The sequence below is a fragment of the Alphaproteobacteria bacterium genome, from assembly GCA_033762625.1.
Taxonomy (GTDB): Bacteria; Pseudomonadota; Alphaproteobacteria; order UBA9219; family RGZA01; genus RGZA01.
Genome location: JANRLI010000025.1, coordinates 23,849 through 45,781 on the forward strand (window position 1 = coordinate 23,849; position 21,933 = coordinate 45,781).

Annotated in this window: 19 protein-coding genes and 1 tRNA gene; 6 read left to right on the forward strand and 14 right to left on the reverse strand. The window is 49.7% G+C overall.

Annotation, left to right across the window (positions count from 1 at the left end):
• Positions 1–185: 185 nt before the first annotated feature.
• Positions 186–1,100, forward strand: a complete 915-nt coding sequence (locus tag SFW65_10330) for a hypothetical protein (protein ID MDX1923511.1) — start codon at positions 186–188, stop codon at positions 1,098–1,100.
• 4 nt (positions 1,101–1,104) lie between these two features.
• Here the strand turns inward: SFW65_10330 and SFW65_10335 are convergent, their stop codons facing one another.
• The gene (locus SFW65_10335; GenBank protein MDX1923512.1) at positions 1,105–1,560 is read right to left on the reverse strand and encodes a hypothetical protein; all 456 of its coding nucleotides are present in this window, start codon (positions 1,558–1,560) and stop codon (positions 1,105–1,107) included.
• 43 nt (positions 1,561–1,603) lie between these two features.
• On the reverse strand, positions 1,604–5,035 hold the full coding sequence (dnaE, locus tag SFW65_10340) for a DNA polymerase III subunit alpha (protein MDX1923513.1): 3,432 nt from the start codon (positions 5,033–5,035) through the stop codon (positions 1,604–1,606).
• Between the two features lie 105 nt (positions 5,036–5,140).
• Between dnaE and SFW65_10345 the strand changes: the two genes are divergently transcribed.
• On the forward strand, positions 5,141–5,626 hold the full coding sequence (locus SFW65_10345; protein MDX1923514.1) for a hypothetical protein: 486 nt from the start codon (positions 5,141–5,143) through the stop codon (positions 5,624–5,626).
• Here SFW65_10345 and ssb read toward each other — a convergent pair.
• The gene (ssb, locus tag SFW65_10350) at positions 5,623–6,102 is read right to left on the reverse strand and encodes a single-stranded DNA-binding protein (GenBank protein MDX1923515.1); all 480 of its coding nucleotides are present in this window, start codon (positions 6,100–6,102) and stop codon (positions 5,623–5,625) included. The two genes, SFW65_10345 and ssb, sit on opposite strands and share 4 nt — an antisense overlap.
• 123 nt (positions 6,103–6,225) lie before the next feature.
• On the opposite strand from ssb, the gene uvrA reads away from it, so the two are divergent.
• Positions 6,226–9,102: an excinuclease ABC subunit UvrA gene (uvrA, locus tag SFW65_10355; protein MDX1923516.1), complete on the forward strand. Its 2,877-nt coding sequence runs from the start codon at positions 6,226–6,228 to the stop codon at positions 9,100–9,102.
• 127 nt (positions 9,103–9,229) lie between these two features.
• Positions 9,230–9,796 (forward strand): hypothetical protein, encoded by a 567-nt coding sequence (locus tag SFW65_10360; protein MDX1923517.1) that lies wholly within the window; start codon positions 9,230–9,232, stop codon positions 9,794–9,796.
• Between the two features lie 59 nt (positions 9,797–9,855).
• Here the strand turns inward: SFW65_10360 and SFW65_10365 are convergent, their stop codons facing one another.
• Complete coding sequence (locus SFW65_10365) at positions 9,856–10,383, reverse strand: hypothetical protein (GenBank protein ID MDX1923518.1); 528 nt, start codon at positions 10,381–10,383, stop codon at positions 9,856–9,858.
• Between the two features lie 33 nt (positions 10,384–10,416).
• The gene (locus SFW65_10370) at positions 10,417–10,860 is read right to left on the reverse strand and encodes a hypothetical protein (protein ID MDX1923519.1); all 444 of its coding nucleotides are present in this window, start codon (positions 10,858–10,860) and stop codon (positions 10,417–10,419) included.
• A 275-nt stretch (positions 10,861–11,135) separates the two neighbouring features.
• Here SFW65_10370 and SFW65_10375 point away from each other — a divergent pair, with 275 nt between their 5' ends.
• Positions 11,136–12,086: a hypothetical protein gene (locus tag SFW65_10375; GenBank protein ID MDX1923520.1), complete on the forward strand. Its 951-nt coding sequence runs from the start codon at positions 11,136–11,138 to the stop codon at positions 12,084–12,086.
• Position 12,087: 1 nt separating this feature from the next.
• Here the strand turns inward: SFW65_10375 and SFW65_10380 are convergent, their stop codons facing one another.
• The 4 genes from SFW65_10380 to trxA are packed head-to-tail and all read right to left on the reverse strand — an operon-like array spanning position 12,088 to position 14,259.
• Positions 12,088–12,399, reverse strand: coding sequence for a gamma-butyrobetaine hydroxylase-like domain-containing protein (locus SFW65_10380; protein ID MDX1923521.1), 312 nt, complete (start codon positions 12,397–12,399; stop codon positions 12,088–12,090).
• Positions 12,392–12,598, reverse strand: coding sequence for a Trm112 family protein (locus SFW65_10385; protein ID MDX1923522.1), 207 nt, complete (start codon positions 12,596–12,598; stop codon positions 12,392–12,394). Before SFW65_10385 ends, SFW65_10380 begins: the two co-directional genes overlap by 8 nt.
• A gap of 8 nt (positions 12,599–12,606) precedes the next feature.
• Positions 12,607–13,320: an LON peptidase substrate-binding domain-containing protein gene (locus tag SFW65_10390; GenBank protein MDX1923523.1), complete on the reverse strand. Its 714-nt coding sequence runs from the start codon at positions 13,318–13,320 to the stop codon at positions 12,607–12,609.
• Positions 13,321–13,326: 6 nt separating this feature from the next.
• A complete protein-coding gene (trxA, locus tag SFW65_10395) occupies positions 13,327–14,259 on the reverse strand; it encodes a thioredoxin (GenBank protein ID MDX1923524.1) in 933 nt (310 codons plus the stop codon).
• Between the two features lie 137 nt (positions 14,260–14,396).
• On the opposite strand from trxA, the gene SFW65_10400 reads away from it, so the two are divergent.
• Positions 14,397–14,471: transfer RNA gene (locus SFW65_10400), tRNA-Gly, on the forward strand.
• A gap of 114 nt (positions 14,472–14,585) precedes the next feature.
• Here SFW65_10400 and SFW65_10405 read toward each other — a convergent pair.
• The 5 genes from SFW65_10405 to SFW65_10425 all read right to left on the reverse strand — a co-directional run bounded on the left by SFW65_10405 (position 14,586) and on the right by SFW65_10425 (position 21,926).
• Positions 14,586–16,256, reverse strand: a complete 1,671-nt coding sequence (locus SFW65_10405; protein ID MDX1923525.1) for a proprotein convertase P-domain-containing protein — start codon at positions 16,254–16,256, stop codon at positions 14,586–14,588.
• Positions 16,257–16,389: 133 nt separating this feature from the next.
• Positions 16,390–17,481, reverse strand: a complete 1,092-nt coding sequence (locus SFW65_10410; protein ID MDX1923526.1) for a dienelactone hydrolase family protein — start codon at positions 17,479–17,481, stop codon at positions 16,390–16,392.
• Between the two features lie 74 nt (positions 17,482–17,555).
• A complete protein-coding gene (locus tag SFW65_10415) occupies positions 17,556–18,824 on the reverse strand; it encodes a PhoH family protein (protein ID MDX1923527.1) in 1,269 nt (422 codons plus the stop codon).
• Between the two features lie 129 nt (positions 18,825–18,953).
• A complete protein-coding gene (locus tag SFW65_10420; protein MDX1923528.1) occupies positions 18,954–20,051 on the reverse strand; it encodes a hypothetical protein in 1,098 nt (365 codons plus the stop codon).
• Positions 20,052–20,429: 378 nt separating this feature from the next.
• On the reverse strand, positions 20,430–21,926 hold the full coding sequence (locus SFW65_10425; GenBank protein ID MDX1923529.1) for a hypothetical protein: 1,497 nt from the start codon (positions 21,924–21,926) through the stop codon (positions 20,430–20,432).
• Positions 21,927–21,933: the final 7 nt, after the last annotated feature.

The following is a 21,933-nucleotide window of genomic DNA, read 5'->3' on the forward strand; positions in this document are numbered from 1 at the left end:
GGCGATGTTGTAGGGGTCTTAAGGATGTAATGCAAGTCTATAATTGGTATTCACAGCCACCCGTTAAGCCCTTCATGCCATTAATCTTTTTACTTTCGGGTGCGAGCTATACACTGGGGCAGATATTTTAAAACATAGATATAGGCCATATGCCGCCCCTAACCCGCCGAAAATCCATATTTGTAATGGCAGCCGCCCTGCTCCTGCCAACCCAAACTGCCGCCCAAAGCGCGGGCGGTATCCCGCAAAAATTTGCAACGCCCGGCTTTGATTTTTCCAATCCGGAACGCGTGGTTGAAATCGCTGAAAAAATTTTTGCCAGCTACGGTCATAAAATCCAGCGGGATAAAATAAAAATCGATTTTGAAGCGGAGACAGAAAACAATCCGGCAACATTCCAGTTCACGCACACCGACACAGCGATAGATGCCTATGGGCAAAAGAAACCAAAAATCGCATTCACCGTATATACCGACACTCCAACAGCATCGATTGGTAGAGAATTTCACGCGGGCACACATACTCGCGGTATAAAACTGATCATCCACCATAACGACATCAAAGGCGCGCCTATTACTGCATCAGTTGATATCTATGAAGACCTATACCTTGGGAGGCTGCGCGTAGAATATTCTACTTCAATATTGGGGATTGATAACATCCAAACATCAAGCCGTATTGTGGTAAAGCAATTCGCATCCAGCACCGGCAACACATCCGCATCCTTGCTTGAACTAGAAACAGCAGAATTATTTGTCAGCTACGCATCGCAAATTCGCGCCATCACCCCTGCAAGCAACGCGCCGTCACAAGAGATTCATTCAGCGCTAATTACCTATGAACTAACCGAACGCGGTGAAAAATATAATTATATTCCCAATCTGGACAGCGTTTTATCATTCGGGCGCGAAAATTTACCTGCCCATACACGCAAACGAATGATCGCAGAATTTGTACCCACCAGCTTAATCGCTGCAAAACAAAACGCATTGGCGTTGATCAATGCTGCAAAAGATGCCGGATTATTTGGCCCCGTGCCCACCGCGCCAGCAGCTAGACCAAACACGGCACCCGCTCTGCGCAATGATAAGCTAAAATAATCAGCTACCAGATGCTGATATTGCCGCCCGCACAGGAAAAGTTATAGCGGTTGCCGTACCGGTCGAAGGCCAAACCGCTTTTCGGATGACCGGTGAATATAATCTCGTCATTCTCACCGGTATGCGCGTTAATCTCGTCCTGCACCTGTGCCTGACATGGGCTGAGGAACCCAAGGCCGCTTGGATTATACGGGCGCTTCACTTTCCAATGAACATGTTTGCGGTCAACAAACTCATTCAATCGACCGCCGGTTTGTGCGTCGGTCAGCTCGCCATCGCTGCGGCCATATTTTTTGCCATCACCTTCGCATGAATTTGGATATTCGCATTCTGCTTTGGGATTATAGGCATCTTTAAACCGCTCACGCTCGAAGCCTTTATTAATGGTCGTCGCTGCCTCATTCGCATGTGCCAGCGGTACAAAAAACAGAAAGGCAAGGGTCGGGAAAATGAAGCGCATTGTAATAAGATACTCCACAACAACGGCGAGATTTGGGCAAATCTTATAAATCCTGCACTTCAAGAATGCCGTTTAAGCTCTTAATCTCGCTGCGCATTTCCGGCGGAATGGTATAACGACCCGCCAATTCAATCTCCGCCTCCTCTTCGCCATCAATATCGATTTTGATTTGAATGCGGCTTTTGCCCTTTGGCAGCTTGGCGGTGATGGCCTGTAATGGCCCAATCGCCCTATCCATACCCAGCACCAGTGCAAGCCCTTGGCTTTCGCGCGCCGCGACCATTTCCAACTTTTCCAGCCCCTGCACCGTCAACCGGTATTCATCGGGTTTGCCTTGCACATCCACACTCAGCAGCAAGGGCGTACCCGCCACCAGACTATCGCGGTGCGCGGACAAGGTTTCGGAGAATAGCGTTGCTTCAAACATGCCGGAATTATCGGAAAGCTGCACAAACGCAAAACGGTTGCCTGATTTTGCCGTGCGCTCCTGTTTGGATATCACAATACCTGCGATCTTGCGCCGCGTAGAACCGGATGAACCCGCCGCCGCTGCAAGGCCGGATGCTTTAATGGCGCCCAATCTATCCAGCAACGGGCGATAGGCATCCAGCGGATGTGATGACAGAAAAAAGCCCAGCGCGGAGAATTCATTTTGCAGCTTAATCAGCTCATCCCATGGTTTTACATCCTGCATTTGCGGTTTGCTGATATTCTGCGCATTGCCGAACATGCTCACCTGTCCTGACTCGCGCTCCTGCGTTGCGGCACTGGCAAGCCGCGTGAACATTTCAACATGTTCAATCAGCTGCGCGCGGTTTTTATGCAAACTATCAAACGCGCCCGCATTAATCAGGTTTTCCATCTGCCGTTTATTCATCACGCGGTTATCAAGCCGTGATGCGAATTCGAACATATCCTTGAATTTTCCTTTTGCTTCGCGTTCCGCAACCAAGGCTTTCATGGCCGCCTGCCCCACACCCTTGATGGCGGCGAGTGCATAACGAATGCCTTGCTTACCATCGCCGACATCTTCCATGGCGAATACATCATGGCTGCGGTTGACATCGGGCGGCAGCAAGGGGATGGATTTGCGCGTCAATTCCTGCCGGAATAAATTCAGTTTATCGACCGCGCCCATTTCAAAGGTCATGGATGCGGCATAGAACGCGACCGGATAATTCGCCTTCATATATGCGGTTTGATAGGCAATAAGCGCATATGCGGCCGCGTGCGATTTATTAAAGCCATAGCCTGCGAACTTATCCACCTGATCAAAGATCATCGATGCCTGTTCGCCATCGACACCTTTTTTCGCGGCACCTTCAATGAAGCTTTGGCGCTGCGCCGCCATTTCCTCTTTAATTTTTTTACCCATCGCGCGGCGCAGCAAATCAGCGCTGCCCAGCGTATATCCAGCCAAAACCTGCGCGATTTGCATCACCTGTTCCTGATAAATCGCAATGCCGTAAGTTTCTTTCAGCACAGGCTCAAGCAGTGGATGCAGATAATCTGGCTGTTCTTCGCCCGCCTTCACCTTGATGTATTTAGGAATGTTATCCATCGGGCCGGGACGGTAAAGTGCAACAAGCGCGATAATATCTTCAAAGCGGTTTGGCTTCATCCGGCGCAGCGTGTCGCGCATGCCCGCACTTTCAAGCTGGAACACCCCAAGTGTATCACCCTTGGCAATCATCTCGTATGTCTTGGCATCATCCAGCGGAAGGTTATTGATATCCAGCACCGCGCCCTGTGCCTTCGCCATTTTTTCTGCAAGCTGCAATACGTCTAATGTTTTCAAACCCAAGAAGTCGAATTTGACCAGCCCCGCCTGTTCAACTGTTTTCATATTGAACTGCGTCACCGGCAATGGCGAACGCGGGTCACGGTACATGGGAATGAGTTCTTGCAATGGCCTATCGCCGATCACCAAACCCGCCGCGTGGGTCGATGCGTGCGCATATAACCCCTCCAGCTTCAAGGCGATGTCGATGAGCTGCGCAACGCTGGCATCTTCATCGCGCAAGGCTTTTAACTGCGGTTCAACCTTCACCGCGTCTTTTAATGTCACAGGGTTGGCCGGATTGAATGGCACAAGTTTACAAATTTTATCAACATAGCCCAATGGCATGCCCAGCACACGGCCCACATTGCGCAGCACTGCGCGCGCCTGCAACTTGCCAAACGTAATAATCTGCGCAACTCGGTCTTTCCCGTAACGCTGCTGCACATAGCCAATAACCTCGTCACGCCGTTCCTGACAAAAGTCGATATCGAAATCCGGCATCGATACGCGTTCGGGGTTGAGGAACCGTTCAAACAGCAACCCGAATGGAATGGGGTCAAGGTCAGTGATGGTGAGCGCCCATGCAACCAATGAACCCACACCCGAACCACGGCCCGGGCCAACCGGAATATTATTCGCCTTTGCCCATTGAATGAAGTCCGCAACAATCAGGAAGTAACCCGCAAACCCCATATTGGTAATGACGTTTAATTCGAAATTCAGGCGGTCTTCATATAATTTTTTATCGGTAATATAGGTGTTGGTGAGATAGCGTTTGTTTAAACCCTCGATCGCTTGCCGGCGCAATTCGCCGACTTCATCAAGACCGGATGCCGTTTTAAACGGCGGCAAAATGGGTTTGTGTTTCTTGGGCCAAAAGGTGCAACGCTGCGCGATGATAACTGTGTTCGCAATCGCTTCGGGAAGATCATCGAACAGATCTTCCATTTCTTCCGCAGTCTTAAAATAATGATTGGTAGTTACACGCGCGCGGTCGGTATCGCTCACATATCCTTTGGATGCGATACATAACAACGCATCATGCGCTTCGCTCATATCCTCAATCGCGAACTGCACATCATTGGTCGCGACAATCGGCAAATTGTATTTATAGGCGAGATCAAGGAAATGCCCTTCGGTGCGTTCTTCCTTGTCGCCGATATCGCCTTCCTTATGGCGTTGCAATTCCACATATAAGCGCGTGGGGAATGCTTTTTGCAGACGTTGCAGCAATTCTTCCGCGCTTGCCGTCTGCCCCGTCAATATCAATTGCCCGATGGGGCCATTTGCACCGCCCGTTAGAACGATAATGCCATCGCTGTATTTTTCTAACTTCGAAAGGGTGACATGCGGCGAACCATCTTCGGGTGTATCCAGATATGCAGCGCTGACCAATTGCGTGAGGTTTTTATAACCTGTTTCGTTTTGCGCAATGAGGATAAGCGAAGCATCGGCGATTTTATCAAAGCCTTTGATGGTCTTATCCAGCACGCGAAGCTGACAACCCATAATGGGTTGAATGCCGTTCTCCACCGCTTCCAACGCGAATTCCAACGCGCCGAACATATTGTTGGTATCGGTCACCGCCACCGCAGGCATGTTGTGATGCTTTGCCAGTTTGACAACGTCTTTGACCTTTATCGCGCCTTCAAGCAGCGAATAGGCAGAATGTGTGCGGAGATGGATGAACATATATCAGCGGCGTTAATCTATTAACCATAGATAGCGTAATTACTTTCCCTAAATAGGCAATAGAATAACTCTTAACATTCATTTCAATAACCACAGGATTTTGGCATGGCACAATACTCTTACACCCGCAAAACACATACCCAAGGAAGCGCTGGATCAAATTTGAATATCGAACGATCTGAGGTGGAAGATGTAGGCAGGTTCAGCACCGCCGCTAGTGCACAATTCGCAAGAATTTTTTCCCAGATAGAATCCGGAGAACTAATTAATATTATCACCAATGACCTTGTTAACAATGACATTACAACAAGAAGCGTCGTAGGTTATGTTGAACCACATGGCGATCTTGCAAAAATTTCTGAAATCAGAATTTTGCACAGGGCAAATGAAATAGAAATCACCGCAAAAAACAAACAAGGCAAAGAGGTCTGGTCAGCATTCAAAGATATTGACGGAACAATAACCGCCAAAGGGATTGACACAGCCCAAGCTAACCTCATGACCAGTATTGCGCTTTCGCTTAGCGACGCAATTACAACCGCTGTTAAATCAAATACCCCGGTAGCAGCGCCAAAAGCAACCAACGGTTAGAACGGGATTTCATCATCCAGTTCAGAAGCACCACCGCCGCCTGATGCAACGCGTTTTTGCGCGGGCGCAAAGCTTGCGCTGTCGTTGCTTGCATCATCCACGGAATAATCGCTGCCGCCGCTGCTCTTGCCATCCAGCATGGTCAGCTCGCCGCGATATTGCTTAAGCACAACGGCGGTCGTGTATTTTTCTTGGCCTTCTTTATCGGTGTATTTGCGGGTTTCCAATGCACCCTCGATATACACTTTGGAACCTTTTTTCAGGTATTTTTCAGCAACATCAATGATGCGGTCGTTGTAAACTTCTACCTTATGCCATTCGGTCTTTTCTTTGCGTTCACCGGTGGTCTTATCCTTCCAGTTTTCGGAAGTCGCAACTGAGAAATTCGCAACGCGCCCGCCATTCTGGAATGAACGCACTTCGGGATCTTTGCCCAAATTACCTACTAAAATAACTTTATTAACGCTGCCTGCCATGATGCACCTATTTCTATAAAATGTGAGAAAGCACCTTATTGCGAAATTTTGTTCACGACAAGTTCTTGTTTTTCTCTGAAACTCGTTTATGTCTTATGTTTACACTTTATCTGTGGATAACCGATGGCCAGCAAGCAACCAACCGAACCGCAAATCGTCATTAAAGGCGCGCGGGAACATAATTTAAAGAACATCGATATCGCGCTGCCCAAGAACAAATTGGTGGTCATCACGGGGCTATCGGGTTCGGGTAAATCATCCCTCGCCTTCGATACCATCTATGCCGAAGGCCAACGCCGCTATGTGGAAAGCTTGTCGGCCTACGCGCGCCAGTTTCTGGAAATGATGCAAAAGCCGGATGTGGATTCCATCGAAGGCTTATCACCCGCCATTTCCATTGAACAAAAAACCACATCGAAAAACCCGCGCTCCACTGTGGGCACGGTTACTGAAATCTATGACTATATGCGTTTGTTATGGGCGCGCGTGGGCGTTCCCTATTCGCCGACCACAGGTTTGCCGATTGAAAGCCAAACGGTCAGCCAAATGGTCGATCGCATCGCGGCGATTAAGGAAGGCACGAAGCTGCTCCTCCTTGCGCCCATCGTGCGTGGCCGCAAAGGCGAATATAAAAAGGAACTGGTCGAGCTTCACAAAAAAGGGTTCCAGCGTTTCAAGATCGATGGAAAATTATACGAAGCGGATGATCTGCCCAAACTGGATAAGAGACTGAAACACGATATCGAAGTGGTCGTTGACCGTTTGGTGGTCAAGAAAGAAGGGTTAGGAAACCGCGTTGCGGATTCCATCGAAACCGCGCTGAAGATGGGTGAAGGCTTGGTGTATGTGGAGGAAGTCGCCAAAGAAAATGAAGTCGGCAAACGCCACGTATTCTCCGCAAAATTCGCCTGCCCCGTCAGCGGTTTTACGATTGAAGAAATCGAACCACGTTTATTCTCCTTCAACAATCCGCACGGCGCATGCCCCGCTTGCGATGGTTTGGGCGAAAAGATGATCTTCGACCCCAAGCTGGTCATTCCCAATGAGCATCTAAGCCTGGCAGAAGGCGCGATTGCCCCTTGGAAAACCTATTATACCGCTGTGCTTGAAGCGATCTGCAAGAAATTCGGTGGAAAAATTACCGACCCATGGAAAAAACTCCCCGAAAAAACCAAAGACATCATTTTGAACGGCACGGGTGATGAACCCCTGCCCTATGTCTGGGAAAGCGCGAACGGGTATTTGAAAGTGAACAAACCGTTCGAAGGTGTGCTCGCCAACCTTGAACGCCGCTTCAAGGAAACCGAAAGCAACTGGAAGCGCGAGGATATGAGCCGTTATCAAAACACGCAAGCATGCGATGTGTGTCATGGTCAACGCCTGAAGGCCGAAGCGCTTGCAGTGAAGATCGATAAAAAGAACATCGCTGAAATTGGTGAGCTTTCCATTTTAAATGCCGCCACATGGTTCAAAAATCTACACGCCACGTTAAAGCCAAAAGAAAAAGAGATCGCCGCGCGTATCTTGAAGGAGATCAACGAACGCCTTGGTTTCCTTGTGAATGTGGGACTGGATTATCTTTCCCTATCACGTCATTCCGGCACATTATCGGGCGGGGAAAGCCAACGCATTCGTTTGGCATCACAAATCGGTTCGGGGCTAACGGGCGTACTTTACGTGCTGGATGAACCCAGCATCGGTTTGCATCAGCGTGATAATGACCGCTTGCTGGAAACGCTGCGCCGCCTGCGCGAACTCGGCAATACCGTCATCGTGGTGGAACATGATGAAGATGCCATCCGCGCGGCCGACCATCTGGTCGATATTGGCCCCGGTGCCGGTGTGCATGGCGGAAAAGTGATCGCGCAAGGTACACCCGATGAGGTGATGAAAAACCCGCACAGCCTTACCGCGCTATATCTTTCCGGCAAACGGCAAATACCGCTGCCAGAAAAACGCCGCGCAGGCCGCAAGGGCGAATTCATCGAGATCAATGGCGCAAGCGGCAATAACTTAAAGAATGTCAGCACCAAAATCCCACTGGGTACATTCACCTGCGTGACCGGGGTTTCGGGCTCAGGTAAATCCACGCTTATTCTTGAAACATTGTTCCGCGGTATTTCACAGGAATTGAATGACAGCCGTGAAATTCCCGAACCGCATAAATCCATCAAGGGCCTGAACCTGATTGATAAGGTGATCGATATCGATCAATCCCCCATTGGGCGCACGCCGCGTTCCAACCCCGCCACCTATACTGGTGCATTCGCGCCCATTCGTGATTGGTTTGCGGGCCTGCCGGAAGCAAAGGCGCGCGGGTATGGCCCGGGGCGTTTTTCGTTCAACGTAAAAGGCGGACGCTGCGAAGCCTGTGAAGGCGATGGCGTTATTAAAATTGAAATGCACTTCCTGCCGGATGTGTATGTGACCTGCGATGAATGCAATGGCAAACGCTATAACCGCGAAACGCTGCAAGTCACATGGAAAGACAAATCCATCAGCGATGTGCTAAACATGAATGTGGAGGAAGGCTTGATGTTCTTTGAAAGCATCCCCTCCATCCGCGATAAGATCGCAACACTGAACCAGGTCGGCCTCAGCTATATGGCGATTGGCCAAAACGCAACAACGCTTTCGGGCGGCGAAGCGCAACGCGTGAAGCTGGCAAAGGAACTCTCCCGCCGTTCAACGGGTAAGACATTCTATATCCTCGATGAACCCACGACCGGTTTGCACTTCGAAGATGTGAAGCGTTTATTGGAAGTGCTGCACACACTGGTTGACCAAGGAAACACCGTGGTGGTCATCGAACACAATCTGGAAGTGATCAAAACCGCTGACTGGATTATCGATTTAGGGCCCGAAGGCGGTGACCGTGGCGGTGAAATTGTAGCCGAAGGCACACCCGAAGATGTGGCCGAATGCGAAGCCAGCTTTACGGGTAAATATTTAAAGCCTTATTTACCAACCCAAACACTCAAAAAACGCGCAAAAAGCTAATACGGGGCATCTGGGTCACTTTAAAATCATTCGAAATTGTAAGTTTTTTTAACTTTACTCTCTAGCAAAAAATTAATTGTGCCATGCAACACTATGGCAGTCATATCTCTTGCTCAGGAGTTTCCAAATGTCCGCTCAAAAGTTCCTCTCTATTTTTTCACTTGCCAGTTTATTGATGATTGCAGGAACTGCCGTTGCGGAAGACATGCCATCACCGCCAGCGGGCGAAGCGCCAGCCATGCATGGGCAATTTCGCGAAAAATTCAAGTCGATGACGCCCGAACAACGCGCGGAATTCAAGCAAAAGATGGAAGCACGCCGCGAAGCGATGAAGGAAAAGTTTGCATCGATGTCCGCCGAAGAACGCATGGCATTCAAACAAAAAATGGCGGAACGCCGCGAGCGCTTCCATGACCGACAGGAGCTTAGAGAAGATCATCGCGAGAAAATGCAGGATCGCCACGAGATTGGTCAGGACAAACGTGAACTGCACGAGGATCGCCGTGAAATCGCCAACGATATCAAAAACGGAGATAAAAAAGAGCTAGCAGAAGATCGCGCCGAATTACGTAAAGATAAGCATGAACTGCATCAGGATGTTCGTGACCTGCGCGGCGACCGCCGGGAACAACGACATGATCGCCGCGATTTGCGCGGAGACCGTGGCCATGCAGGCCGTGCGGGACACCGTTAAAGACCAAACGGTAAAAGCACAGCTACAGGCTACGCATTCAAAACAATGCGCTGCTTAACCTAAAGCTGTAATTGCTGTTGCTGTGCTTGCGCGTCTTTGATCGCACGGTCAGGATCAGGGCGCTGCATCTGGATGACCGGAACATCATCCGGTGCTTCGCGGTTCGCCTTAGCGGTTTTCAAAACTGCGGATAATGCTTCGCCTTCTTCGACGCGGCCATTGTTCTTCAAATCCTGCGCCATATAGGAAAGATTTGAAAATGCGTTGGCATGAGCATTAATCGCGGCGGTTTTTACGGAAGAGCCGTTTTCAACGCTTGTATCCACCACTTCATTTTTGGGGTCACGAATGGCTCTATCCAATTCTGCAAAAGTGCGTGCAATGCTCTCCAGTGTTGCACCTTCTTGATATGTGTTAAACGCCATGCGCCACAAACGGTTTTGTTCCGCAGCGATTGCCGAAACCTGCTTTGCGGGTGATGTGCGCATTACACCGGGGAATTGCACCACTTCATGTTCCTGCGGTACTGCGGGCGCCACGCGCTGGGCTAACCGACGTGGCCTTGCTTGTAATTGCGGGGTAGTCATTTTACTTCCTGTGTCTTTCTACTTTTTTGTTGATTATGGGTTTGGTTGAATGAGTGCCCATGAAACGGTATATGGGCCAGCCGGATATCTTTCATCGCGCGGTTTGCGCGTTACCACCATCGGCGCGCGAACTCTACCAATCGAGCTGATGATGATCCCCGTATGGCTGCGCGAAATGGCGTCTGCGCCATCATCGTGAATGTTTAAAATTGCCGCCTTCAATGTTTCATCACGATCATGCGCGGATACGGAAATACCGCCCATTAGTTCGCATGCGTCCGATGCCTTCACACCAGCAATCGCCACAGCCTTATTCACCAATAGTTTTGCGGCAGCCAAGATTGCGTCCTGATCATTCCCTTCAATGAAGGTATTCCAAGCAATCAACACACCTTCTTGCGCGGCGATATCTTCGGGTTTTCTGCGCGGCGGTAGTGCAGCTTTAGCTACGCGCTGTCTGTAAGGTAACAAGGCCATGATCGTTTCTTCCGTTTCCTATATATTCACAACTTATCCACATTTTGTGCGGTGCAGCGTTATACACTGCCGGAAGCGAAACTAAAGCGGCATTTTTGTGATTTTTTATTAATAGCGGCCATTACTGCACTAAACTGAGCAGTCTAAGCACGGCCAGAAATATTAATATGCACCTGTTTCTTTGCTACTTCGTAACATTTTCCTTGCCCCGATTACGGCGCGCTTGCTAAACAGGGCGACCATTTTGGTGCTGAATATGTGGGCCAGCGGAACAAATGAACCCGATTAGCCAGTATAAATTTTATGATCTTGGCGCGAAATTATATCGCGTAGTTGCCAACCGCACTGCCGTTGGCGCGGCGGAGATGTTTGTGCCGCTGATGGAAGCGCAAACCGCGCTCGACACCCTGATTAAGGGCGATCCTATTCAGCTTGAACACTCCAAGCCAGAAGCAAATGCACTGCTAAATAAACTTGGCGCAATTTTCGATAAAAACTTTATTGATTTGAATACCAGACAATTCCGTTTTCCGGGCCGCGAAGAAGTGATTGATGCGCATGAGCTTACCCTGCTCCGCTCGCTCGTTGAAAAATTCGAAACGGCGTTTGCATCGGAGTTAAGCCGCAAGGCTGTGTTCACTGTGCCAAAGCGTGGCTTGTTCGACACCTATGAACTTACCGAACATGCGGATAACCAATTTGCCGAGGAAACGCTGCGTATTATGCCGCATGGTGTGCGTGCAGATATCCGCGCCGCTGGCCGCGCATTGGCATTCGGTTTGGCAGGCGCATGCTGCTTCCATCTGGTGCGCGCATCCGAAGATTTACTCAGCAAATACAGTGAAGCCTTTGGTGGCGGCACGGCCAGTAAATCCGATGTATTATGGCATGAAGCATTGCCACGTCTGGTTGCGATGAGCAAAAGCAAGAACGCCAATTCTCCTGATGCACGTATTATCGGTATGCTCAGCGATATTGAAGGCCGCATTCGCCCCGCACTTCACAATGCCGAAGCAAGCATCAGCATCAGTGATGCGACCATTTTCTTTAATACCGCCACCAGCATGATTTCATTAATGCTGGAAGCCTTGAACAAAAACGGCAAAAGCCAACAACGCCAAAAATCTCCAGCGCAAAAAGCGGAAGAAACCCTCACCGAAACGCGTGACGTTGCGCAAGATTACGATGATGAGGATGACGCTGGCAGCCCGCGCAAATCCGCGTAACTCAACCAGCCTTTAAATGATAAAGCCATGCCCAGCTGTAAAGGCCGGTTGCGTGCCCATCATCAAACAAAATGCGCACGGCATAATTGCCCACTGCTTCTACGCCGGTGATGCGCACGTTTGGATTGATGTTCACTTCAGGCTTTTGTCCGCCATGCCCCTGCACTTCGGCAGATGGACTGTTTTCACGCAGGTTCTTCGCACTAAGCGTCAACACTTTTCCATCATCAAAGGTGATGGTCAGCGTGTTCGCGCTTTTCTTTAATTTAAGTTCGGTTGGCCACGGCTCTTTATTCATCGATGCGCTATTCATCAATTCGCCGTGCATCATCAATCAACATAACGGGAATACCATCACGAATGGGGAATGCCAGCTTCGCCGCATCGGAAATCAGTTCCTGCGCGGCTGCATCATAACGTAGCGAGGATTTAGTGATGGGGCACACCAACACTTCCAGCAAGCGCGGGTCAACGCGGGTATGGGTATTGGGGAGTTCGTCTTTGGGTTTCATGCGTTATCCTAATGCTTTATGGTGTCGCAATCATCGTTTTCTTCGCCCAGCAAGGCCATATCCATCAAGGTGGTCAGCAAACGACAACGCTCTTCAATCGTCTTGGCTTCCAGCAAGGCTTGCTTTTCGCTTGGCTGGAACGGGCAAATCATCGCCAGCGATGTAATCAATTTATTATCATTGGTTTTTTCAATCACATCCCAATCGCCCGCAACACCCTGCAATTTGAAATAACATTTCATGTGCTGCATTAATTTATCGCGGTCAACGCAGGCAGGTTTGCAGGTTTCGGTTAAGTCATGCAGGTAATCATCCCATTCTGCTTTCGCGCGGCGGAAGCCATGCTGCAACTCCACTTCCTCGCGGATACGGAAACGGCACACGCCCACCAAACTGATGAGCAAACGCCCATCATCCGTTTCATTGAATGAATGGATACGCCCCGCGCAGCCAACTTTAAACACCTGCGATGAACCATCGGGGTTATTAATGCCAGTTGGTTGCACCATGCCAAAGATACGCTTATGCGCCAATGCGTTTTCAATCATCGCCAGATAGCGCGGCTCAAAGATATTCAATGGCAACCGCCCGCCCGGCAGCAGCAATACGCCCGCTAACGGAAAGATAGGAATAATCTCCGGCAGATCTTCAGGCCGGGTGATGAATGGTGTTCCAGCAATTTTCGGCCCAAGATTTTTAGGATTTGTTGGATCGTTCAACATGGCATCTCACGCGAACAAAATGGATGAAAGCTTTTTACGCGCCGCAATCACCAACGGATCCATCGGCCCAAGGGCATCAAATATCGTCACCAATTCCTTGCGTGCAGCTTCATCGTTCCATTTGCGGTCACGGCGGATGATTTCCAGTAATTCATCCATCGCCTGCTCCCGGTTATTTTCGGCAAACAATGCCAGCGCATAGTCAAACCGCGCCTGATGATTAGCTGGTTCGGCATCCACCTTGGCTTTTAATACCTGCGTTGCATCGGCGCCCAGCGCAGACTTCGCTAGTTTTTCTTTTAATTCAAACGCGGTTTGCACCGATGCCCAAGCCTTATCGGCCTTCACCGCATCAGGTGCATTTTCATATAGGTACGTCGCCTCTTCGGCGTTATCCGCTGCTAAAAATGCCTTGATCAAACCCGTATAGGCAGCGGCATTTTCACCTTCAATTTCAAGTATCGCACTATACAATGCTTGGGCATGGTCTAACTTGCCTTCAGCTACAAAGCCTTCCGCCTGTTTCAGCATCGATGCCACATTTTGCCCTTCCGGGTTTTTGGCATTTACGTTGGCAAGATTATCCACCATTTTTTTGATTTCGCTGTCAGGCAAAGCGCCAACAAACGCATCAATCGGCTGGCCTTGGAAAAAGACGAATACCGCGGGAATGGATTGCACGCGAAGGCCAGCAGCCAGTTCCCTGTTCTGGTCAACATTCACCTTCACAAGATGCACCTTGCCATTTTGTGCCTTCACTGCTTTTTCAAGCGACGGGATGAGCTGCTTGCAAGGGCCACACCATTCCGCCCAAAAATCAACAATCACGGGGCGTTCTTTGGATGCCTCAATTACATCCACCATGAACGACTCCGTCGTGCCATCTTTAATGGCCGCAGCTTGGGAATTAGGCGCAACTGATTGTGCAGGTAATTGCATGGGATACTTCGTTAAAGGTTTGCGTGAACACCTATAAGATGGTGCAGTTATGGCCTAACGGCAAGTGTTTTAGGGCATTTATTAAAGATACTTGCAAAGTCCAATCCTTTGCGTATTATCGCGCCACTCAACAGGAAGCGGGCGTAGCTCAGGGGTAGAGCATAACCTTGCCAAGGTTAGGGTCGAGGGTTCGAATCCCTTCGCCCGCTCCAGTTTGAGATAAACGAATTTGCCAGGAACCCTCGACAAATTTTATATGTGCCGCAAAGCGGCACGGGGTTCGAATCCTCATCCCCGCTCCAGTTTGAGAGAACCCTCCCACAGCTCTACATCCTTGCCACATTCGCTTCCAGCACCGATGGCACATGCAGCATTTGCGCTGGGAGAAGCGGCTTGGCTTGTCCCGCTACTTCGCGCATTACCCGCAGGGTTGGTTTTAATTCGGTTAGTGGAACTGCATCACTTAAATCCGGCACGGGCGTGCACAATAATTTTTGAATATTCATGTTATGGATGACATCACCTTCCAAAAAGTGATGATGGCTGATGCGTAAGCGTTTAATGGGCTCCGTACTGCGCACGCGCCAGCGACCGCCCATTTCCTCCCCCGCCCATGCATGGCTGGTGCTAAGGCCGTTGAATACCCCGTGTTTATGCGAACGGCTCGTCACCATGGGGAATGATGTACCAGATGGGCTGGTTAACATGATTTGCCCATGGGCTACATCTTTGTCGGGGGCATTGGTGAACTCCGCTTCGATGGTGGTTTTAAGCGCGTACCCATCCGGCAATTCAATGTCGTAATAATAATACCCGTCTTTGGCGCGGTAGTTATGCGCATTATCAATTCCCAGCTCAACGCGCACCTCGGTCGGCACGGTGATTAAATCAGGATTGTGTTGTGTCAACGCGACCATATGCGCCAATAAATGATCCGCCATATGCGGATTGATAAGCCCGAACCCGCCCGGCCCTGCATTGTAGGTAAGCCCTGCGCCATTGGCCTGATAACTGATGCCATAAGAATTCGGCGTATGTTTGCCAAAGCTCGCAACGACCACCGTTTTATCGCAGGTTGCCAATACCGCGAATAATATCTGCTCGCGCGTTAAATACGAACCATAACGCCGATTAAGTGACGCTAAAATTCCGCCTGCATAGGGCCCTGCCGCTGATGTGCCGATAATCGCTTCCGGATTGCGGTCAGGCTGCCATTTCACGCGCGCGGCTGGCGCGACAGGTGCAAGGAATGTCGGGCTATTCGCGGAACTATATCCGCCAATATAAAAACCTTGTGGGCCCCATTCGGCGGCTCCCACGCTTACCGCCAGGGGTGATGCGTGGCTAAACGCCATATGTTTTTGGAATGGCACCTGAATATTGCCATTAGGACCAAACAACCCGTCATTTCCGCAAGACGTGACCATGAACGCCGTCGCCTTCCAGAAATGCTCGAACTGGTCGCCCACCTTATGATCAAACCCCAAATGCAAATCGCCCCAATCCACACAGGAAACCACTACCGGCACGCCTTGATCCTCCAGCAATGCCTTAAGCGGTTTATCCAGCGGTGCTTCGAAAGCACTGCGGAAGGCAGGGTTAGCATCGGTTTTTATAAAAATGGAACTGACCCCCGGCCACAAATGCGCCCCCACATGACCGGCAATCGCTGAAACGACCTGCCCGTGATAACTATCCGGGTTATTGATGTTTTTGCTTTCCAGCGCGATGATGGTTGAAGCCCCCTGATGCCTAAGGGTGGTGGGCGGCAATAATCTTACTGCATAGTGCTTTTTGAATAATTCTTGCAATAACGCGGTGGGCAGAACTGCGTTCGCGCTATCCGTGACATAAGGAATGCCATGGGTGTTACAAAACTGGATAACATCCCATAATGTTTTATATCTCGCGTTATTGCTTCGCTCCAGGCGACTTTCAGGTGCCGCTAACCCAGCGGGAGAGAACGATAAAACATGATCCTCAAGGGGTGGCAGCAAGTAATAACCCTACCCATTCAAAGCCAAACGCCGAACAAGCTTTAAAGCGTATTGCCAAAATTGATTTGTGTTGAGGTTTTTTTTGCGCAATTTACAAAAAAAATGTGAATAGTTATATGCTGCATAGCAGCAATCACGGCTTGCCGAGCAACTGTTCTTTCACAAGGCGTTTGAAATCCGCCATCGATTGCGCGCTGGCCTTTGGGTTTTCTCTGGAAACTTCGCCATAGGTTAAACAGCCTTTTAAAGCTTTTTCATACATCGGCCCTTCCAATCCTTTGATACCCTTCACGCCGGATTTGGCTTCATTCCATGTACCATCCTGCTGCTGGAAGAAGCTGCAATTCATGAATACTTCTGCTTCAGGGTGGGCTTCCTCACCAGGAAAATCCCATGCGTGGACAGCATCTTTATAAATAAAGTTTTGTGTGCGCGAACCGGTGCTTTTCAATTCATTCGACAGCTGCACGCATGGCGCTACACCCGTATAGGTATCCTTTTCGCCAAGGAAAAAGGTAATCGGCGCGCCGGTGGTTGAATTATCGCGGTAATGCAACACACATCCCGGATAAAACAGGTAATGCGCCTTGAATTTCAGATTTTTATCGATGCGCAATTCATTGCGTTTTACATTCATCGCTGTCAGCAATGCGACAATCGCCCCTTTGGAAAAACCTACAATTCCTGCACGGCTGATATCAACTCGCGGTTCCTTGCGCAGCTCGTAAAGGGCGCGGTAGGCATCCAGCGTAAAGTCACGGATAGAAATCAAACGCTGGTTCTCATGCGTTGTGGCGATGCCGCGCGGCGTATAACTGTCCACCACAAAAGCAGCTACGCCCATCGCGGCCAGCTCCCGCGCATAAACATATTCATGGTCAGGCGTCACGCCCCTGCTGCCATGCATGATGATGACAACCGGCACCTTGTCTTTCCCGATGATCAGGTTAGGCGGAAGCAATAAAAAGCCGCCACCTTGTATTTCTTTCCCGCGATCCCATGTTTTAAATGGAATATACGCGCTGCCCGCCAGTTTGATTTTCTTTGGCAATTTATCTTGCGGAATTTTGGGAGGCAGAATTGTTTTGTCGTGAACCGGCGCGGCTGTCGGTGGCTGCTGCGCCGCAGGCTGAGCAACAGGTTGTGGCGCAGTATTGGCAAAAGCTGAAACACACGCGAACAGCAGAGAAATAATGACGGATAATAAAAATGCCTTTGATTTCATAAAGGCATAATACCATCCCTGCACGCTGCTAAACAAGCCGCCTCAATGTATCCCACCGCCCACCCGCGACTCAATCAGGCTTCACAACTTGCCGCAGCAATTCGCGACCTGCGCAGCGTTGCAACATTTGTTCGTGCTGCTGCCTGCTTGCGCTCGGCATATTGCGCCAGCGCGTTATCAATATCGCCCTGCCATACCGGAAAACGTCCGCGCTTTTTGGCGTAAGCCTGCATCGCAAAGGCAACCTCGCGTGTTGCATCGCTGCGGTGCACGTCCTTGGCATCCATATTTACAATCATGGCGATGTTATCAATATTGGGACTATCAGCCAGAAACGACACGGCATAGGCAAGCCCGCACCCATCATCTTCATCATAATGGGTTTGGCGCAAACGCTTGTCATTTATCTGGTGGAAATCGCCCACGATGATCAATTTCGAATTATTGCCAAGCCGCCCCAGAATTCCGCGCATTAGCGATGTGGGGATACCATGCGCTTCATCCAAAATAATTACCGCGTCATGAATAGTGCGGCCTTCCAATTGTTCAGGCAGGACAATTTCCACAATTTCCTGACCCGGCAATAAGGATTTCGACGGTTTGATTAAGCGCTCCGTCTTATCAATCGCATCTTTTTCAGATACCCCCCAATCCATCATCACCTTGACCAGATTTTCAAATGCTGCATGGTTATCCCGTTTGGTTTTGTCATGCTGCGTTCCGGGCACAAAACCGATGTGTTTGTGCACAGTTGACTCTTTACGTGTCGCAATCAGTTTAGTGCGGCGACCTGTTATAATGTCTTCAAGCCCTTGCGCGAAAGGCAGATAGGTTTTACCAGAACCAAAATGCGCAATAACAGCGATAATGCTGGTAGTATCATCTGCCAGACTTGTAATCAGCGGGGCTTGGCCTTCGCTTAACGGTTGGCGCGGCATCGGTTTCACATCACGCAGGAACCCAGGAATTTTGGTATCTTTGTCTTTAAACAGGCCGTTACTTTCACGGATGGTTTTGATGCGTTCATACATCACTTCCACGCGCTTTTTATTATTGTCATGCTTTTCTTTTACGGCGATGAACATGTCATTGAATTCAGCCATCAGCTTTTTTGCAAGGCGGTAGTTTTCTTCATTGCTGCATGCCATCAGCAAAATTTCGTTATTGTCTTTACTTAACGCAACCGTCGCAATGCCATGCAGCAGTTTTTCAATAAGGGCAACGCGGTGTCCTTCCTTCACCCCCTGAAACCGGCGCAGTTCAATTGCATCACTTAACGCTACCTGCTGCGCCGCAGGCACAAACAAACTATGGTGGCCATCGCCATGGGTCGGGGCATTCATAATCTGCTTCCTTTCATCCTTGGATTAAAATGGATGCTTGCGGTGGATTTGATGCGGATGAATAATTATCATTTTTTTTGGCAACCATACGCGCAGCGTCGATAAATAATTCACGCGTCGTGGTGAAGCTCATGCAGCCAACCTGGATTCAGCACGTGGCAGATGGCGCATCGCGCCGCGAACAGGCATATGCGCGCGCAGCTTCCAACCTTTGGTGGCACGGCAATAGATTTTTGGCTTACGTGCAAGGGCCTGTCGCATATCCGGCTCGCATGAATGAGCCGCAGTAATATGGCCCGCATGCAAGAGGTAACTTAGCATCGATAAGGCTTTGCCGTTTTTCAAATGTTTACGTTTATGTAAATGTTCGATCACCTTGGCGGGTGACACCCGCACAAAATTTACATTCGATGTGACACCCATTTTGCGGGTACCCTCGCCATGCGGCACAACCACATCTTTGACGTCATGGCATTCTAGGCGCTTGAACTCTTTTCCCGTAAGCCCAAGCTTGCTGACTTGCACCCGCTCACGCACGATATGAAATGGGTTCTCGCTGCATACGCGTTGCGTGGTCACGGTGGTCAGTGGACGGGCGCGACGCATCTGCTGTTCGCTTAAGCCGTATTCATCAAATCCTTCGCTTACCAATGTCTCGAATGCTGTTGCCCCTGCGGAAATCGCACCGGATAACGGATCCCACTTGCTGTCATTCTTGGTTTCGATAATCAGCGGATGGCGTTCGGCCAGAATTAAATCCCCTTTATGCTCGCCCGTGCATTGATGCGTAATGACACATACGGAATGCACCCAAAACCCCATCACACGCAGATTACGGTCATAGCTTGCATAACGGTCTTTATGCTCGGGGTTCAGACTGTCGGTCAAATACAGACGCTCGCCACGCAACTCCGCAATATGCTTCTTTTCAATGCAGTATTGCTCGATTTTCCGGATATGCGCTTCAACATCTTCCTTGGTAAGACTACGTGCTTCGATATTCAGGCCGTAAATACCATCGGCTGTTTGCTTAATAAGACCGGCTTCAAGCAATTCGTCGGCAAATTCCTTCACCATCATGCCGGTTGCGCGGCAACGCCCATAATTAATGGCAAGCGGCACAACATTATTCCAATCAACATTATTCGCGCGGTCGATATGGCGCAGAATATCCCGGTTTATTTCGGCGATTTTGGTTTCTGGTGCTTGGTGTGCCTTATTGGGCATGGGTATTCCGGCAGTTTAGCCCAATTCCGGATACACATTTCTCCTTGCGAACATAGTGCGGGCATAAACTACCCCGCTAAAGCGGGTAATCCAATCGCGCAACATATACTGTCAGAGAGGTGATTCCGTCACTGGTGGTTATGGTGTTAGCGCCACGGAATTTACTTCAATAAAATGAATCGTCTAGTTAATTATTTTACTTTCGTATCATTTTTTCGTATCGACTCTTTGTCCAAATCAGCATACATATAAAGGTTCGTTCTGCTTCAACGCATCGAACGCAATAACCCGCAGTAGGGTTGGTGTTAGCAAAATTCTGGCACTGCTGCGGGTTTTTTAATTCCCAAAAATCAAAAATTTAAACTCGCAATATGCGTTCTATTGGCAATGCTGTTCAACCAATCGGAACGAAGAACGTACGCCCATTGCAAAACCGCCTGTCGGCAAATCAGGTGGATATTGGGTGGCAGTGGAGTTCGCTTCGCGGAACGGCGCAAGGTCCATATACACAAAAGGTGCTTCCCTGCCCTTTTCGCCCAATACGCTTTCCACCTGCATATGCAACAGACTAAACACCATCAGATCATCATAGCGTTGGTGGCCTTCCGCCGACTGGATTAGTTCGGCACTGGAATGCGCCGCTCTCAATTCATTTTGCAGTGGCTTCAGGAAAGGCCGCGCTGTGAAATACTCCTGACATTCTGCCGCGCAGCGCATGAACTGCTCTTGAACCGGTTTGCGGTTTGAATACACCGATCCCCAGCCGGGAAATTCGGTGAATCCGTGCCAGCCGGTTGTACCAAATCCGATAATCAAATCAGGCCTTTTATGCTCGGGGCTTACCGGATGTGCCGCTTCATACAAAGCATCGGATAATATCAAACGGCCTTCGGCATCGGTGTGGGTCACCTCTAGCGTTTCGCCCTTGCGGGTTTTCAACACATCACCCTGCTTATACCCTTTCGGGCCGTTGGCATTTTCAACAACGGGCAACAATACGCGTAACCGCACCGGCAAATTCGCATCCATAATCATATAGGCGGTGCCTAACGCGTGCGCTGCCCCAGCCATGTCATACTTCATGTCGCGCATTTGGTCTTCATACTTGGCATTGATACCGCCCGTATCGAAGACAACGCCTTTGCCTACTAACGTGATGCGTGGGTGCGATGGGTCGCCCCATTCCATGTCAATTAACCGCGGTTCCTCTTCCGAAGCTTTGCCGACTGCATAAATCAACGGATAATTGGCTTCTGCCAGTTTCTTTCCTTGAATGACGCTTATGGATGCGCCATATTTTTTGGCAAGCGCTCTGGCTTCATTCGTCAGTCCTTCACAATTCATAATATTGGAAGGCTCGTTGATTAAATCCTGAACAAAGCATGTCGCATTCAACTCACGTTGCAGCTTGGCTGCATCTGCCCCTTCCGGTATTTCCAAAAAAGTCTTTCGCGGCTTCCTTTTGGATTTATACTTATCAAACCGGTATGCTGCCGCGCCCCATCCAAACGCCAGATTATGCGCTTGCATGCTCGATAACCGGAGTTTTGAAGAAAGCTTATACGTTCCTTCACCCAGATTATCGACCCAGCCGGATAGCATAAAACGGTCGTCGTATAATGTTTTAACCCGCTCATGGTCGATATAATCATCACTGACCGGAACATAGGCACGGGCGATCCTGTCCTGTGCATTATACCGATAGGCTGCCTCTTTGGTTTCCGGATCAAAATTGTTTCGAAGCCATCTGCGCTCCTTTGCCGAAGCTCTCCGGCGATACTGCTCGACCGATTTCACAGAAAGCGGAACAAGTACAGGCGAATAACGCGGCGCTTTCCTGACCAGTGCCAGATCTTCAAGACGTTGCTCATTCATGAACCGT